The following is a 16,429-nucleotide window of genomic DNA, read 5'->3' as shown; positions in this document are numbered from 1 at the left end:
GGGTGAACTGCCCGGCCTGCCGCGTGGCAAGTGGGACGGCTCGACCGTTCTCGCCAGTCTGGCTGACTTGCCTCCCGAATTGCCCCGCGGCGCGGATGTACCGGACGATCTTGATCCGCTCGCCGAAGGCGTGCTGATGAAACATCAGTCCGAGTGGCTCGCCGACGATTCCGATCTGAAGCTCGGCGAGAAAGGCCGACGCACCGGCATTACCTTTGCCGAGGCGACCGACGCGACCCTGATTTCGTCATCGGCACCCAGCGCCGGTGGCCAGAACTATTTCTATATCGGCGACACCAAGGACAAGGGCCGCGAATTCATCGGCTATGTCGCAAAGTTTGCGAAAACGATCGCTGACGATCTCGGCCAGATCGAGGAATTCCTGTTTGAAGACGAGCTGAAGGACGGCTCGACCCGGTATATCGCCGCCTACCGGGTGCGCTTCCGGTCGGGTTATCGTGTCGAGGCGCTGTCGTCGCGCCCGGAAAACATCCGTGGTCTGCAGGGAACTGTCTGCATTGACGAGGCCGCCTATCACCGCGACGTGCGCGGCGTGCTCGATGCCGTCAACGCGCTGCTGATATGGGGCGGCAAAATCCGCGTGATCTCGACCCACAACGGCGTCCTCAATCCGTTCAACGAACTGATCCGGGAAGCGCACGCCGGAAAAATCCCGTTCTCGGTCCATCACATTCCGTTCGCGCTCGCTGTCAAGAACGGCCTCTTCCGGCGCGTCTGCATGCTCAAGGGCGAAGAGTGGACCCAAGCGGGACAGGACGCATGGGAAAAGAAAATCCGTGGCTCCTACGGCGTTCGTCTCAGCGCCATGCGGCAGGAGCTGGACGCGATCCCGGCCGATCAGGCGGGCGCAGCGCTCACCCGCGTCCAGATCGAAAGCCGCATGGAGAAGGATATCCCGATCCTGCGCTATGCCCAGACCGACGATTTCAAGAACTGGGGTGAAGAGGACCGCACGGCCGAGGCGCTGAAGTGGTGCAAGGAAAACCTGATCGCCATTCTGGAGCGGCTCGACCATCGCCGTCAGCATGTGTTCGGCGTGGACTTTGCCCGCAGCGGCGATGCCACCGCGATCGTGTTGATGGAGATCGGTCAGGACCTCGTCAGGCGCACCCGCTTCATTGTCGAGCTGCACAACATGCCGTTCGACCAGCAGCGCGAAATCCTTTTCTATGTTTGCGATCGCATTCCAAGCCTTGCCGGTGGCGCGCTTGATGCCGGTGGCAACGGTTCGTATCTCGCGGAAAAAGCGACCCAGAGATACGGCTCCAGCATCATTGAGGTGAAATTCTCCGAACAATGGTATCGCCGCGAGATGACCGCCTATGTCGCGGCATTCGGCGACCAGACGATCGTCCTGCCGCTTGATGCCGATGTTCTGGCCGACCATCAGGCGCTCGCCTATGTCAGCGGCGGCTATATCAAGGTGCCGGACGGCCATCGCTTCAAGGGCGCGAACGGTTTCAACCGTCACGGCGACACCGCGATCGCCGGAGCCTTGGCCTATTTCGCATCGCGATCCGAACTTGAATACTTCGGTTACACCACGGTCGATGAACTGGACACCATGGACGGCGTCCAGCTCTTCGAGGCGGTATCGACCGGAGACGCTCTTATCCCGACATTGAATGGAGGTCTTCACTGATGGCCACGCCACCCCGGATCATCGACCAGTGGGGAAACCCGATCTCGACCACAGACCTTGAAGATGAATTCGCCGCCCCCACCTTGGGCGGCATTCATTCTGTATGGCAGGAAACCATTGTCAGCGGCCTGACCCCGCATGCACTTGCCGAGGTTCTGCGGCAGGCAGGTCGCGGTTATCCCGACCGCTTCTTTTCGCTGGCGACCGACATGGAGGAACGCGACCTGCATTATGCGGCGGTGCTTGGCACCCGCAAGCGGGCGCTGACCGGGATCACGCCGCTTGTCGTTCCCGCGTCCAGCTCGGCCGAGGATGAAAAGATCGCCGACGCCGTGCGGGAAATGATCGGCCAGCCCGAGTTCGTGGACGATTATCTGACCGACCTGCTCGACGCCTTGGGCAAGGGCTATTCGGTTGTCGAGACCATATGGGACCGCAGCGCCAAGGAGTGGTGGCCGAAGCGTTATGAGTGGCGCGACCAGCGGCATTTCGTGATCGACCAGCGCGACGGTCGCACGCTCCGCCTGAAGGACAGCAGCATTGAAGGCGTTGACCTGCCGCCCTTCAAGTTCTCAATTCATCGCCCGAAGCTGATGTCCGGCCTGCCGATCCGCGCCGGTCTCGCCCGGCTGGCGGCGTGGGCGTTCCTCTACAAGAGCTATACGCTCAAGGACTGGATGGCCTTTCTGGAAGTTTACGGCATGCCGCTTCGCGTCGGCCGCTATAGCCGCAATGCCAAGGATAGCGAGAAGCGCGTGCTTCTGACGGCGGTGCGCAACATCAGCTCGGACGCAGCAGCCATTATCCCGAAGGAAATGGAGATCGAGTTTATCGAGGCCAAGGGTGGCACCGGCAATGCCGTCTTTTCGGCCAAGGCGGAATATCTCGACCGGCAGATTTCCAAGGGCGTCCTCGGTCAGACCATGACCACGGATGACGGCTCCTCGCTTGGTCAGGCGGCCGTGCATGAAAACGTCCGTCATGACATTGCCCGCGCCGATGCTCGCCAGACGGCGGTGACCGCAAACCGCGATCTTATCCGGCCGTTCGTGGACCTGAATTTCGGGCCTCGGGACAAATACCCGACGATGGTCATTCCCATCACCGAAAACGAGGACATCAAGGCGCTTGTCGAGGCGGTGACGGCGCTGGTGCCGCTCGGCCTTGAAGTTTCCATGTCCAAGGTACGCGAGCGCATCGGTTTCGAGGAGCCGGACGAAGATGAAAAACTTCTCAAAACCGTTGTGCCTGGCACAGCCCTGCCGAAGCCCGAGGAGCCGCCAGCGCCGGGGAAAAACAACCCGCTGAAGCCGAAGGACAGCGCGCAGGCCCGCGTCCAGCCGTGCGCCCATTGCGGCGGTTTTCATGCCGTCGCGGCTGACCAGCGGCCGGAACTGGAGGCGCTTGCCGACGAAGCGCTCTCGGAATGGGAAACCGATCTTGAGCCGCTCGTAAAGCCGCTTCAAAGGCTCTTTGAGACCTCGAAAAGCTATGCGCAGCTTGAGGCCGGTCTCGATGACCTGATTGCCAAGATGGATGCCGGGCCGCTCGCCGACCGGCTTGCCAAGCTGCAGATGAAGGCCAGAGGTTTGGGGGATATCGGCGATGGGCGTAGCTGATCTCTTCAAGACCGCGCCGAAGGAAGTCACCCGGTATTTTGACGGCAAGGCCAGCCTGCCGACCTTCGACTGGCGGGATATTGCGCCGGAGGAACATGCGTTTTCCTTCACCGTCGCCAAGTCGGCCGGTTACGATATTCTGGACGATGTCCGCTCTGCGATCTCCGAAGCGATCACCGGCAAGACGCCGTTTGAGGAGTTTCAGCGCAACCTCATGCCGGTGCTGCAGCAGAAGGGCTGGTGGGGCAAGGCGCTGGCATTTGACCCGGAGACCGGCGAGGAGAAGCTCGTGCAGCTCGGCTCGCCGCGCCGCCTGCGCACGATCTATTGGGCAAACACCATGTCGGCCCATGCGGCGGGCGAATGGGAGCGGACGCAACGGAACAAGGATTTCCTGCCCTTCCTCGTCTACACCCTGTCCACGGCCGAGCGGAAACGGCTGGAGCATGAAGGCTGGGTCGGCTTCGTCGCACCGGTGGACGACCCGATATGGAACCGCCTCTATCCGCCGAACGGTTGGGGCTGCATGTGCGGCGTGCGCCAGATCTCGCGCAGCGAGGCAATCCGCCTCGGCTGGCGTGAGGACACGCCCGTCATGCCGCTGGTCGAAAAGCCGTGGGTGAACAAGCGTACCGGCGAAACCCGCATGGTGCCGGTCGGCATCGATCCGGGCTGGGACACCAACCCCGGCAAGTATCGCGGCCAGAATGTCTCCCGCTTTCTTGAGGAGCGTCTCGGCTCCATGCCCACCGATCGGCAGCGCATCGCCATCCGCGATATAGTCCGCTCTCCGCTCCTGCAGGCGATGGCAGGCGGCAAAATGCCGAAATCCTATCTGCCGGTAGCGCAGATGCCGGGACCGGCTGTCGAGGCGCTTGGCGCATCCACCTCGGTTGTTCGCCTGTCGTCGGACAGTCTCGTCCATATTCTTCAGGAGCGCGCCGAGCGCGGGCTTGATCTCGACAATATCGAGGCGGCGATCGAGGTCATCATCAATCCGGCCGCGATCATCCGCAGCGCCTCGACCAACGCCGTCTCCCTGCTTGGGAAATCATCGGATGGCTTCTGGTGGCGGCTTGCCGTGAAAACGGCCGGGAACGGTTCGGAATGGTGGCTGACCAGCTTCCATCGCAAAAGCTACGCCGAGACATACAAGGTCATCGAGCGGGCGAAGCGGGCTGGAAATCTGATTGAGGGGGATTGAAAGGCGCGGAGGGTCGGCACTCCCTCGTTGATCCGGTAAAACCGTCCAAGTAAACCTTGCTCGCGCCTGTCATCAATATGCGCCCGAACCCCGAAATTATCAAGCCGGGCTTTGCTCCAGCACCGGATTGAAATAAACGGCCACAGAGCGCGATCACGGGTTAAAACGCTCAATCGCTCGTCCCGGCCGAGAAATCGCCTGTACGGCTTTCAATCCGGCTTCAATTTTGATGCCGTTCGGGTATTCTTCACCACAGATCAGGTTTTGGGAAAGATCGGCGTGGCACTGACAGTGTCAGTCTCTTAGGCCTCCCGCCGTCAGGGCATTAATCGCCCATGACGAAAAAAACCGCAACCGCAATTTTCAGCCTCACCGCAATCGCCGCTTCGAAGGGAAGGACCCCTCCGGAATGGGTCGAGCTGTTCCCGGCCGGTCCCGATATCGATGCGCGGGACGGTCGTCACTGGACGCTCCAGCCGCAGATCGTCGTTGAAGCCTTCAAGCTCAACGATGGCCCACTCGCGATCGACTATGAGCATGGTCAGGCCCATCTCGCACCGCAGGGCATTGCCGCTCCGGCTGCTGGCTGGATCGTGCTTGTCGAGGAACGCGACGGCGGTGTCTGGGGAAAGGTCGATTGGACGCCCAAGGCATCTGCGGCAATTGTCGACAAGGAATACCGTTTCCTGTCTCCCGATTTCGATCACACGATTGATGGCCTGATTTTGCGCCTCAACGGTGCTGGCCTCGTAAACCGGCCCGCACTGGTCATGACGGCTTTGAGCCGTGTCTCCCCTGAAGAAAAGGAAAATCCACCGATGTCGAAGGCAATTGCCAAGGCGCTCGGTCTTGCGGAGGATGCCGATGAAAAGGCTATCCTTGCGGCACTGACTGCGCGTCAGGATGAGCGTTCCGCCCTGTGCGGCCTGCTCAAGATCGAGACCGGCGCACAAGCCGAGGCGATCACCGCCGCCGTCACCAAGCTGCAGACAGAGACCGAAACGGCGCTTGCGTCCGTCAAGTCGAACACGTCTGTCGCCGAGGTCGCGGCCCTTAAGACCGATCTGGACCAGGCCCGCACGGCGCTTGCCGCGCTCCAGAAGAAGGACACCGATCGCGAGATCGACGCCGCCCTCGATGCCGAGATCGCGGCCGGGAAAATCACCCCGGCATCCCGTGACGGCTATCGCGCCATGTGCGCCGAAAAAGGTGGGCTGGAGCGGTTCACGGCTCTTGCCGCGACCCTGCCGGTCATCTGCGCGCCGTCCGATCTGGACAACCGCAACGTCAACACCCGGACCGCCGAGGATGACCGCGACCCGGTCGTGATCGCCTCGCTTGCCCGCAAGTATCAGGACGATCAGGCCGCACTCGGCATCAGCGTCTCGATCTCCGAGGCCGTCCGCCATGTCGAGGAGACGAAGACGAAATGACGACGCCCATTCTCATCAAGTCTTTCCGCGTCGGCCTCGCCGCGATCGCCGGCTATCTCATCGTCAAGGCTGCGGCCGAAGGCAAGGTCGCCGCAGCTGCGGCTCCAACCGACCCGCTGGTCGGCGCAGCCACCATGCTCGGCGCTCCGGCTGAAGGCATCCTTGATGTCGATCAGGCCGGTTGGTCCGAGGTTCGCTGCGGCGGCAACATCTCCTTTGGTGACCCGCTGACCTCCAATGCCAACGCAAAGGCCGTCAAGGCCGTGCCGGTTGCCGGGTCCGTGGTGCGCATCATCGGCTTCGCGATGTCGGACGGTTCCGCCGACGATGTCATTCCCTATCAGGTCGCGCCCGGCGTTCTTTCCACGCCCGCCTAACTTCGAGGACGCTTAATTGAGCACCACCAATCGACCCTTTCCGGTCTCGCCGACACTGACGGCGATTTCCATCGGATATCGCAATCCGGCCGCCACGCTGATCTATGACCGCGTGCTGCCGGAAGTCGATGTCCTCGGCGACACCTTCAAATGGACCGAGTTCCCGCTCGGCGAAGCCTTCACCGTGCCGGAGCTGGAAGTCGGCCGCACCGGCCAGCCCGGCCGCATTGAGTTCACCGGCGAGGAGCGCGACAGCAGCGTCCGCAATTTCGGCCTTGATGATCCTATTCCTTATTCGGATATCAGGGAGGCTGAGAAGGCGCGGCGCGAGAAGCGCTCCACAATTGACCCCGAGGCGATGGCGACCGAAGGTCTCACCAATCTTCTCCAGCTCGGCCGCGAGGTTCGTGCCGCCGCCGTGGTGCAGGACCCCAACAACTATGATGCTGCCCGCCGTCTGGTTCTGGCCGGGAACCAGCAGTTTTCCGACTTCGCCAACTCCGATCCTTATGCCGTGATTGATGAGGGCATGGACAAGACGCTTGTCTATCGTCCCAACACAATCACCATGGGCCAGCCCGCATGGTCGAAGATCAAGCGCCATCCGAAGCTGATCAAGGCCGTCAAGGGCGGGCTGACGGAAGACGGCGCGATCACCAAGCAGCAGTTCGCCGATCTCTTTGAAATCGACATCAAGAACCTGCTGATCGGTGTCGCCCAGGTGAACCTTTCCCGCAAGGGTCAGCAGGTGAACCTCAGCCGTGTCTGGGGCAAGACGATCTCGCTGCTCTACATCGATCCGACGAAAAAGCAGGCGGATGGCTCTGTCATCACATGGGGCTTCACCGCTGCCAACGGCAAGCGCATCGCCGGTTCGATCGAGGACAAGGATATCGGTCTTGAAGGTGGAAAGCGCGTCCGTGTCGGCGAAAAGGTCCGCGAACTCGTCTGCGCCAAGAGCGTCGGCTACCTGATCCAGAACGCCGTCGCCTGATCGGCCTTCTCCCCTGAAACCATCATCGGCCCTGCGGGGCCGGTCGCACAACCCGACCGGAGACAGTGACATGGGAACTCCCGAAGAAGAGAAGGCCAAAGCTGAAGCCGCTGCCAAAGCCAAGGCGGAGGCCGACGCAAAGGCGAAGGCCGAGGCGGAAGCGAAGAAAAAGGCCGAGGCCGAGGAAAAGGCCAAGGCTGAAGCCGCTGCGAAAGCCAAGGCGGAAGCCGACGCAAAGGCGAAGGCCGACGCTGAAGCGAAGGAAAAAGCCGAGGCCGAGGAAAAGGCCAAAGCCGAGGCCGCTGCCAAAGCGAAGGCGGAAGCGGAAGCGGAAGAAAAGGCGAAGGCTGAAGCGGCCGAGAAGGCCAAAGCGGAGGCGGAGGCGAAAGCTGCTGCGGCCGCCGCCAAGCCCGGCCCGCAGGCCAAACAGGAAATCCGTCTTTCCGGCAAAACCTACGCGCCGGGTGAACACCTGCCCGGCGACGTGGACGAGGCCGATCTCGCCACCTTCAGGGCGCTCGGCGCTATCTGATCCGCCTCCCAAGCGGCGCGACCAGCTCCCGCAGCAATCCGGCTGCGGGGGCATCTTCAACGGGTTTCTTCCATGGCATATGCAAGTCGCACCAATATCGAGGATTTGTGGGGTTCCGAGTTCATCGCGGACCTTATTCGCGAGGACGTGGACGCCGAGGTTGCCATTGCCCGCGCCGTCGAACAGGCCAGCGGCGAAATCGACACCCATCTTTCTGCCCGTTATGCGACACCGATCCCCGGCACGCCGCAGGCGCTCGTCATGCCCTGCGTGAACATCGCCGTCTATTATCTGGCGATCCGCCACACCAGTCTCACCACCACGATCGAGGACCGCTACAAGCAGGCCGTCGAGCTGCTGAAGCGCATTGCCGATGGCAAGGCGGGTCTTGGCGCTGACGAGCCGAAGGTTCCGACCGATGACGGCCTGTCATCCAGTGGCGCTGCATTCTATTCCGGGCCTCGTCTGTTCGGCCGGGATCGCCTGCCATGAGCGGTATCGTCACGGAACTTGTCGGTTACGAGGAGGCGATTCTCACCCTTGATGGGATCGAGAACGCGCCGCTCGGCGAATTGAACGAAGGCATCGGCCGTCTCGTGCAGGGCCAGATACGTCACCGTATCGAGGTCGAAAAGACCGAGCCGGACGGAACGCCGTGGGTTCGCAATAATCAGGGAACCAGCATCCTGTTTGCTTCAGGCGCTCTTTCCCGCTCGATCGACTATATCGCCGACGCCACCACCATCATGATCGGCTCCGGTCTGGTCTATGCCCGTATCCACCAGCTCGGCGGCATCATCAAGCCCAAGAACGGCAGTGCGCTGAAGTTCTGGTGGGTCTCCGGCGGCTTTGTCAATTTCGCCGTGGTCAAACAGGTCGAAATGCCTGCCCGGCCGTATCTCGGCATGTCCGTCGCCAACCAGAACGAACTGGTCGAGACAACAGAGGACTGGCTTTCCAGACTGGTGCAGCGATGAGCGGCCGTCTTATCACCTTCCGTGAATCGGTTCTGACCGACATCAAGCGCATCCTGCCCAACCTTCGATCATGCGAGGCGCAGTTCGGCCGCTTCGATCTGTCTGAGCTGGAGCGCGAAATGATCCGTGCACCGGGCGTGCGCCTTGCGATCCTGCGCAGCCCGCTTGCATGGCAACCGAACGGACAGGCCGAGGCCGCGTTGAACATGGTTGCATTTGTCATCACCGAAGGCTCCAAGCGCGAGGAAGACGGCTGGAACATTGCCGAGGCGATCGGCACGCTTCTTCACCCGGCGCAGCTCTGGGGCATGACGAAGCTCACCGCGCCGTCTTCTGTCGTCATCCAGCCGATCATCTCCGCAGCCGTGAAACAGCGCGGCGTCGGCGTGATGTCCGTCGAGTGGAACCAGACGCTTCGCCAGCTCGGCGACGGGCTGTTCGGTCCTGACGGCGTCGTCATCTCCGAATTCGAGGTGAATGGCGAGCAGATCGATATGCCGGAGGCCGGTCATGTCTGATGCCGATATCATCGTCCGCGAGTTTCGCGGCATCTACAAGAATATTGACGATCTCAATCGCCGCCTTGTGGCATCGCAGATGACCGGCCGTGTCGCCGAGATCGATGGCAGCCGCGTGCGGCTGGAACTGGCCGCAGTCGGTGCCAACGGCAAGCCGTTCCTGTCGCCGTGGGTGCAGGTGCAGGAAGCGGCCGGAGCCACCGGCACGAACATGCCCGTCGCGATCGGTGATCCCATGCGGCTGTTTTCACCAAACGGCGAGATCGGCAGTCAGTCGCTCGCGATCCGCGACAGCCACACCGACGATGCACAGAACCCGGCCGGGACGCCGAAGGAGCTGGCAATCACCTATGCCGGGTCCGCGATCCGCATGACGGCCGAGGGCCTGAAGCTGTCGCATGGCGGCTCCAGCATCACGCTTTCTGAAGACACCATCCATGCCCTTTCGGCCCACCTGCGCCACAACGCCAAGAACGTCGGCGACACCCATAACCATGGCGGCATCCGCAGGGGTGGCGAAAACACCTACGAACCAAACGCATAAAGGAGCCTTCAATGACCTCTAAAAAGACTTTCACCGTCACCGCAAAAGCCGGAATTTTTGTCGCGGGCGTCCGTTCGCCCGGCGTCGGCAAGCCCATCGAATTGACCGACGAACAGGCGGCCTATCCGCTGATCGCCGGTGAGATCGAGGAGCCGGGCAAAAAGGCGGAAGCGCCTGCAGGTGAAACAGACCCCCCGCCTGCAGCCAAAGCCAAGGCTGTGAAGGAGTAACCCATGCGGGCCGGTATCGACGCGAGGACAGGCAAGATGCTGCTCGGCTGGAAGCATTGCGTCCAGTCGATCAGGAAATGCCTGACGACACGGTTGGGAAGCCGTGTCCTTCGCCGTCATATCGGCTCGGTACTGCGCGAGCTGCAGGACGGCAATGCCGATGCCACAACCATTCTTGCAGCCTATCGGGCAATTGCCGATGCGCTCAATGATCCTGATGGTGGCGAACCCGGTTTCAGCCTGCAGAAGATCGAGCTGCTCGAATACAAGCGCACCGGCCGCTTCATTTTCGTTCTGACGGGCGTCTGGTTCCCGCGTGGCCACCTCGGCGACTGGTCCGTCTACGAAACCGTCAATACGTCTTGGCCGGAGGCCGCATGAGCTTTCAGATTATCGACCTTTCCCGCCTGCCGGTTCCCGACGCGATCGAGACATTGAGCGCCGAGGCGATGATTGCTGCCTTCAAGGCGCGCTTCCTTCAGGTCTGGGAAATCCAACGTCAGCTTGACCCGACGCTGCCCGCCTATGAGACGCTCGATCTTGAAACCGACAGCGCCAATATCGTCGGTCAGGCTTGGACCTATCTGCGGCTTCTCGATCGCCAGCGCGTTAACGACGCTTTCCGTGCCTTGCTCGCGCCCTATGCCAAGGGTTCCGATCTGGAGGCGATCGCCGCCGACAACAACGTTGAGCGCCAGATCGTGACACCGGCAACCGCCAACACCGACGCCGTAATGGAGGGCGATGCGTCCTTGCTTCGCCGCTACCTGTTGTCGCTTGATGCGCCTGCCTCCGGTTCGCCCGGCCGTTACCTCTATGATGCATGGACGGCATGGCCGCAGACTGACGACAGGACACTCGGTCTTTGGGACGCCCGGATCAACGGTCGCGCTATTCACGGCCGTCGCGGCGATACCGATGTTGTGTTGATTGGACCTTTCGGCCGTGAACCGACCTCGGCCGAACTGACGACCGTGCGCGCCGCTGTTCTCGATCCAGACCGAACGCCGGAGGCTGTCAGCGTTTCCATCATGGCCGCGACCCGCAGGGAATATCAGGTGTCTCTGGTACTGGAGATCGTCGGGACCGGCCCGTCGCCTGATCTGCTGAAGGCCGAGGCGGAAAAGCGTGTGACGGCCGCAGCGATCGAGCGAACCACCGTCGGCGGCGAAATTCCTGAAGGCCTGCTGTCCGGCGCTGCCTATGGCGCCAACATCGTGAAGGTGCGCGACCTCACGCCGGTAGCGATCGAGCCTCATCCATATACCGTGCCGGTCATGACCGGGCTGACGGTGGTAACGGAGGTTCGGACATGAGGGACGTTGCCGCGCTTCTTCCGTCCAATTCCGAGCCTTTTGAATACGCGCTTGCCGGTGGCATGTCCGATGACCTGGCTGTGCCTTTCGCCGACCTGATGGACCCGTACAAGACGGAAGCGCGGCTGCTGCCCTATCTCGCCGCGCACCATTCGGTTGACCTCTGGTACGACGACTGGAGCGAGGAGCGGAAGCGGGAAATGATCGCCCAATGTGCCGGGCGCTCAGTTCTTTATCCCGGCTCGCGATTGGCGGCCCTGAAAGGCACGCTTGTTGGCCTGAAGCGCTATCTGGCTTTCGTGGATGCCGATATCATTGACCGCATCGCCCATCCCGCCCGTTTCACCTTCGGTCGCGCCGTCATCGGCCGCACGCCGATCGCGCACCAACCGTTCACGGCACATTATCTCATCAAGGTGAGCCTGACCGCTCATAGTAATCGTTTCCAGATTGGTCGCAGCTCTTTGGGTCGCGCCTCTCTGACCAGTGTCAGTCTTGAGCCGATCCACCGTGCCAAGCGCGCCATGGTCACCGCCAAGACGCCGGACACGCTCTATTCGGTGTCCTTCGCATGGCGGCGCGGCATCACCTTTAACGACAATATCTTTATCGACGGAAGCCATGCCTTCGGCGGTTACATGGACCGCAAGCGGCTGGATTGAGGGAAACAGACATGCAGAGAACTTCTTTCGCGGAAGCCGAAATCGCCGATCATGCGGACTTCGAAGCGATCGGTTTGCAATCGCAGGACGCGACCGATCATCTTTGGCTCGATGCCATCGGCTACCCCGCCCATTGGGCCGCCTTTACGGTGGCCCGCAAATCCGCGCAGGAAATTACGGTTTCGACCGGGCGCTATGTCGCTGGCAAGATCGTCTACGCGCAGGCCGCACCGAAGGATATGAACCTTCAGCTTCATATCCCGGTTGCTGCATCCGATCAGCGGTGGGTTGCCATCCTCTTGCGTGGCAAAGAAGTCACCGACACGGAAACCCGTCCATTTGAAACATCGGACGATCCCGAGACCAGTGTCATCGTCAACCGCACCACGCCAAAGACGATCCGCCGCGTTGTCGAACTGATCGTGCAGCAAGGCGAAGCAAATCCGGTTCCGGTCAAGCCGCTTGTGGACGCAACGGACGCATGCATCGCTTTCGTGCTGTTGACTGCCTCTGGCGTCGATACCATCGAGCCGGCTAACGGCGACCGCGTGAAAACCCTCTACGAAGTGGAGGGCCGGGTAACATCGCTGGAAGTCGATCTTGATGGCCTGTTCATGCGGACCGAGACGATTGAAACGCAGATCGTCAACATCAAGGCTAAGCTGACGGAAATCCCGCGCCCGGTCATTATCCGTCAGATGCAGCGCGATATCGGAGCTGCCCGCCTGAAAGTTGATCTGCCGGATGAGGCGCGTGCTTACGTTTTCGATCAGGCGCTCACTCTCGACCGTTGGGACATGACCCATGTGGACTGGCTGGCGCGCATTGAGGAAGGCGTGCGGTTCGGCTTTGCCGCCGAGGCGCAAGCCCGGCTTGAAGTCCAGGCGGAAGATGATCCGAAGATCTACTTCCGTGGCCGTCGCATGGTGCCAGCCTTTGACGAAGTAACCCGCATCGCAAATACCGCGCTTGATTCCACGCTGCTGATTTCGCAGTTGGTGCATACCGAGATTACAGCCATCCGGAAGGAAGCCTCGCGCGTTCGTGTCACCTACGGCCCGACGCAGTGGGCTTGCGAAAATCAGGCGGGCTGGTCGGCTCTTGGCGGCGATGCGCGTGTCGGGCAGATTTTCAACATCGGCGGCGAGGAATTCCAGATTGTCGATATCCGTGCCAATGGTGGTCCCGGTCATCAGACCTATGGCGTCCGGCAAATCCGGTACGAGAACTATAACGAGGTCTATTGGGAATATGTCACCGAACAAATCGGCCTTAACGGCTCGATTTATGGGCAGACCTTCCTTGTGGCGCAGCCCATGCAGGCGACCAGCCTTGAACTGTCGTTCGCCCGCGTCGGCAATGATGGTGATGTCCACGTTCTGATCGTGGAGACCACGACTGGCGGCGTTCCGCGATTTGATGCAGTGCTGGCGAAAGGCCTCCTGAAACACGCTGATATCAAGGTCGGCTGGAACAAGGTGGAGCTGCCCATCACGCTACTGGAAAGCGGAAAGCGCTATGCATTTGTGACCGTGACGACTGGCCAGCACGCACTGCATATCTCGGCTTCGAACAAGTACACGGGCGGAACGCAATTCCTGACGACAGACGGCGCTTTCGCGCAGGGGTCGATGGAAACCGATATTTGCTTCAAGCTGAATGCCGCCCGGTATCGCAGTCCGCGCACCGTCATTCCGATGCGGGCGCTCAACCTCGCGGACGGCATGACCCAAATCGACATGCTGTTTGCCGGTTGGGTCCCGGGCGGTTGCCAGCTCGGATGGGAAATCCGCCCTTCCGGCTCGGCCGTGTGGACCGAACTGGATGACGGCGACCCGGCGACAAATCCGCTTGTCGGCCTTCCTGCCTCGGTGGAGTTGCGCATGGTGATGATGGGCACGGCCGATTTGCAGCCGATGATCCAGCTCGACGACAAGGCGATTTCGCGGGTGGCCCGCAATCGCAGTACAATGCGAGCGGTTAGCAAAAACCTGCCGTTCGGTTTTTCCACCACGCATGTCCAGACGCAATACACGCTGGATAGCTTCGATCCGGCGCGACACACCTTCACCCCTGCCATCATGGTCGGCAACACGGTTGTGAACCCGGACGCAACGGTAATCACTGTTGATCCGCAGGTGCCATCGCGTCGGACCTACCTTTCCACCTACACGCTCGGCGCTGCGGCCAATGCTGCCCGCATGCGCCCGGCCGCTACCACCACCAATCCTGTATCCGTGCCGTTCGTGCAGGATGCATTTATTGCCGCGCTCTAAGGGGTTCCCATGGCTTTCAAGATCGATCCAGAAAAGAGCTACGATGTGAAATTGACGCGCGTCGTGAAGCGCGCGCCGTTCACCTACTATCCTCTAAACGAAATCAACATGCGCGGATCGCTGGTTGCAGCGATCATTGCGCAGGAAGGCGACGAGGTGCTTGAATATGCCAGAGAGGTCTGACGGCTATCAGCTTCCATCGTGGCCGAAGACGCTCATTGATCGGCTATTGTGGAATACCACGATGGCCGACCTTCACGAGCGGCTCACAGCCCGTGAGGAACTGGAAGCATCATTCGAAAGCCTGATCGAGCAGGGCATTCAGGCTTCGCTTCAGTACATTCAGGTGAACGTCGCGCCCCAGCTCGTTGAGCTGAAAACCGCGATTGCTCTGGCGCAAGAGCAGATCGACCAGATCATCATCGGCGGAAAGGCACCGGACACGCTCAAGTTCGGCGGGCAACTGCCTGCGTATTATGCGACGGCGGAAGCGCTATCTAGTGGATTGGCCGAGAAGGTGCCAAACGAGCGCAAGGTTAACGGAAAAGCGCTTTCCGGCGATGTGACCTTGGAGAAGGCCGACGTTGGTTTGAGTAACGCCGACAACACGGCGGACAAGGACAAGCCTGTTAGCGATTCGCAAAAGGCTGCTTTGGATGCCCGTGTCAAATGGTTCGCTGCGGGGGATGCGCTGCCTAGCGAGAACATCGGGCCGATCTGGCACGATGCTTACAAGTCTCTGATGACATGGCAGAGTTTCGCGGCGAACGGCGCGGCCTATACGGGCTATGCCAGTCTTGATGTGGGGAAGCCTACTCATGATGCTGTGTTGCGGCCCGGCTTTCTCAAGTTGAACGGGGCATCCTTCCAAAAAACCGCTTACGTCGCCCTGTGGAACTGGGCGCGACATAACGGCTTGGTTGTTGCCTCGGGAACGTGGACTTCTGGCCCGTTTGTCTTTCACGACAACGGTGACGGCACTTTCAGAGTGCCTGATCTCCGGGGCGAATTCTTCCGGTCGGCGGATGACGGGCGCGGAGTCGATAGCGGGCGCACGGTAGGCTCATGGCAAGCCCATATGACCGCCTCTCACTCGCACGGCGTCAATGATCCCGGCCATAACCACGGCGTCAACGATCCGGGTCACGTCCACGGTGGTGTGCAGAATAGCCAGTCAAGCACGGGACGTTCAACCTCCACCGACCAGCCTCCAGCCGTATATTCTTTCGGTAACACCTGGGGTGCGGTGACGGGCATCTGGCTTAACGCTAGCGGGACAGGGATAAGCATTCAAGCCGCTGGCGGCGTCGAAACCCGCCCCCGGAACACGGCCTTCCTCGCCTGCATCAAATTCTAAGGAACGATAATGTCAGAGGCATCAAGCATACCAGCTATCTTCAATTTCAATGCGGAGACAGGCGAATATCTGTTCGCTTCGGTTCCTGACCGTGACCCCCTCGTCAACGATCGTTTTCTCGTTCCTGCGAATGCGACAACGCTTCAGCCGCCAGAGCCACGGGAGGGCTTCATCTGCCGCTTTGTGGGCGGCGTATGGGGTTACTCTCCTGTCGGTGATCTGGAAACGCCACCGACTGAAGAACCTGTCGTGACTGCCGCCATGGTGGATGCTGTGAAAGATATTCGCATTGCGTCCGGCTTTGGCTTTCAAGGCAACGTCTACCAGACGCGGCCAGAGGATCGCGAAAACATCGCAGGCGCGGCCACGGCGGCGCTCGCGGCTATAATGGTCAACGGCGTGCAGCCGGGCGACTTCCGGTGGCACGGCGGCGAAACCGATTTCGAATGGATCGCCGCCGATAACACAACCCACCCGCTCGATGCTCAAACAATGTTCGCGATGGGGCAAGCCGCCATGGCACATAAACAGGCTCACATCTGGGCAGCAAGAAAGCTGAAGGACATGGCTCCCATCCCGGCCGACTACACGGAGGATCAATACTGGCCACAGATGCCAAGTAGACAGGCTTCGTGAAATAGGTCATTAAATAGGCTTCAAGGGCGGTTCAAAACCGCCCTTTTTCATTGCCGTACTGACAGTGTCAGGCTCTCAGCCTATCCCTTTG

The 16,429-nt window shown here is 60.8% G+C and carries 19 protein-coding genes; all 19 read left to right on the top strand.

Annotated features, from left to right (window positions below; all coding sequences use genetic code 11):
* Positions 1 to 136 precede the first annotated feature (136 nt).
* The 19 genes from AKG12_RS01270 to AKG12_RS01185 all read left to right on the top strand — a co-directional run bounded on the left by AKG12_RS01270 (position 137) and on the right by AKG12_RS01185 (position 16,338).
* Complete coding sequence (locus AKG12_RS01270) at positions 137 to 1,663, top strand: hypothetical protein (RefSeq protein ID WP_285277721.1); 1,527 nt, start codon at positions 137 to 139, stop codon at positions 1,661 to 1,663.
* Entirely contained in the window at positions 1,663 to 3,282 is a 1,620-nt protein-coding gene (locus AKG12_RS01265; protein ID WP_052817241.1) for a DUF935 domain-containing protein, read from the top strand. Before AKG12_RS01270 ends, AKG12_RS01265 begins: the two co-directional genes overlap by 1 nt.
* Complete coding sequence (locus AKG12_RS01260) at positions 3,269 to 4,486, top strand: phage head morphogenesis protein (RefSeq protein WP_052817239.1); 1,218 nt, start codon at positions 3,269 to 3,271, stop codon at positions 4,484 to 4,486. The genes AKG12_RS01265 and AKG12_RS01260 overlap by 14 nt, the downstream gene beginning before the upstream one ends.
* Positions 4,487 to 4,821: 335 nt before the next feature.
* Positions 4,822 to 5,919: a phage protease gene (locus AKG12_RS01255; protein WP_052817236.1), complete on the top strand. Its 1,098-nt coding sequence runs from the start codon at positions 4,822 to 4,824 to the stop codon at positions 5,917 to 5,919.
* Complete coding sequence (locus tag AKG12_RS01250) at positions 5,916 to 6,296, top strand: hypothetical protein (RefSeq protein ID WP_052817234.1); 381 nt, start codon at positions 5,916 to 5,918, stop codon at positions 6,294 to 6,296. Before AKG12_RS01255 ends, AKG12_RS01250 begins: the two co-directional genes overlap by 4 nt.
* A 16-nt stretch (positions 6,297 to 6,312) precedes the next feature.
* A complete protein-coding gene (locus tag AKG12_RS01245; RefSeq protein WP_052817232.1) occupies positions 6,313 to 7,290 on the top strand; it encodes a hypothetical protein in 978 nt (325 codons plus the stop codon).
* A 70-nt stretch (positions 7,291 to 7,360) separates the two neighbouring features.
* On the top strand, positions 7,361 to 7,822 hold the full coding sequence (locus AKG12_RS01240; RefSeq protein ID WP_052817229.1) for a hypothetical protein: 462 nt from the start codon (positions 7,361 to 7,363) through the stop codon (positions 7,820 to 7,822).
* Between the two features lie 72 nt (positions 7,823 to 7,894).
* Positions 7,895 to 8,314 (top strand): gp436 family protein, encoded by a 420-nt coding sequence (locus AKG12_RS01235; RefSeq protein ID WP_052817227.1) that lies wholly within the window; start codon positions 7,895 to 7,897, stop codon positions 8,312 to 8,314.
* A complete protein-coding gene (locus tag AKG12_RS01230) occupies positions 8,311 to 8,799 on the top strand; it encodes a phage virion morphogenesis family protein (RefSeq protein ID WP_052817224.1) in 489 nt (162 codons plus the stop codon). The genes AKG12_RS01235 and AKG12_RS01230 overlap by 4 nt, the downstream gene beginning before the upstream one ends.
* Positions 8,796 to 9,317 (top strand): hypothetical protein, encoded by a 522-nt coding sequence (locus AKG12_RS01225; RefSeq protein WP_052817222.1) that lies wholly within the window; start codon positions 8,796 to 8,798, stop codon positions 9,315 to 9,317. Before AKG12_RS01230 ends, AKG12_RS01225 begins: the two co-directional genes overlap by 4 nt.
* Positions 9,310 to 9,861: a hypothetical protein gene (locus AKG12_RS01220; protein WP_052817220.1), complete on the top strand. Its 552-nt coding sequence runs from the start codon at positions 9,310 to 9,312 to the stop codon at positions 9,859 to 9,861. The genes AKG12_RS01225 and AKG12_RS01220 overlap by 8 nt, the downstream gene beginning before the upstream one ends.
* Before the next feature lie 11 nt (positions 9,862 to 9,872).
* A complete protein-coding gene (locus tag AKG12_RS01215; protein WP_052817217.1) occupies positions 9,873 to 10,091 on the top strand; it encodes a hypothetical protein in 219 nt (72 codons plus the stop codon).
* A gap of 3 nt (positions 10,092 to 10,094) precedes the next feature.
* On the top strand, positions 10,095 to 10,472 hold the full coding sequence (locus tag AKG12_RS01210) for a GPW/gp25 family protein (RefSeq protein ID WP_052817215.1): 378 nt from the start codon (positions 10,095 to 10,097) through the stop codon (positions 10,470 to 10,472).
* A complete protein-coding gene (locus AKG12_RS01205) occupies positions 10,469 to 11,407 on the top strand; it encodes a baseplate J/gp47 family protein (RefSeq protein ID WP_052817212.1) in 939 nt (312 codons plus the stop codon). The genes AKG12_RS01210 and AKG12_RS01205 overlap by 4 nt, the downstream gene beginning before the upstream one ends.
* Positions 11,404 to 12,069, top strand: a complete 666-nt coding sequence (locus tag AKG12_RS01200) for a phage tail protein I (protein WP_052817209.1) — start codon at positions 11,404 to 11,406, stop codon at positions 12,067 to 12,069. Before AKG12_RS01205 ends, AKG12_RS01200 begins: the two co-directional genes overlap by 4 nt.
* Positions 12,070 to 12,080: 11 nt before the next feature.
* On the top strand, positions 12,081 to 14,345 hold the full coding sequence (locus AKG12_RS01195; RefSeq protein WP_052817206.1) for a hypothetical protein: 2,265 nt from the start codon (positions 12,081 to 12,083) through the stop codon (positions 14,343 to 14,345).
* 9 nt (positions 14,346 to 14,354) lie between these two features.
* Complete coding sequence (locus AKG12_RS30595) at positions 14,355 to 14,528, top strand: hypothetical protein (RefSeq protein WP_197283283.1); 174 nt, start codon at positions 14,355 to 14,357, stop codon at positions 14,526 to 14,528.
* A 61-nt stretch (positions 14,529 to 14,589) separates the two neighbouring features.
* Positions 14,590 to 15,702, top strand: a complete 1,113-nt coding sequence (locus tag AKG12_RS30590; protein ID WP_052817204.1) for a phage tail protein — start codon at positions 14,590 to 14,592, stop codon at positions 15,700 to 15,702.
* Positions 15,703 to 15,711: 9 nt separating this feature from the next.
* Entirely contained in the window at positions 15,712 to 16,338 is a 627-nt protein-coding gene (locus tag AKG12_RS01185; RefSeq protein WP_052817201.1) for a DUF4376 domain-containing protein, read from the top strand.
* Positions 16,339 to 16,429 lie beyond the last annotated feature (91 nt).

The sequence above is a fragment of the Agrobacterium sp. SUL3 genome (genome assembly GCF_001263295.1).
In the GTDB taxonomy this organism is placed as follows: domain Bacteria; phylum Pseudomonadota; class Alphaproteobacteria; order Rhizobiales; family Rhizobiaceae; genus Agrobacterium; species Agrobacterium tomkonis.
The sequence above is the reverse complement of the archived record's forward strand: the minus strand, read 5'-3'. Positions and strand labels throughout refer to the sequence as shown.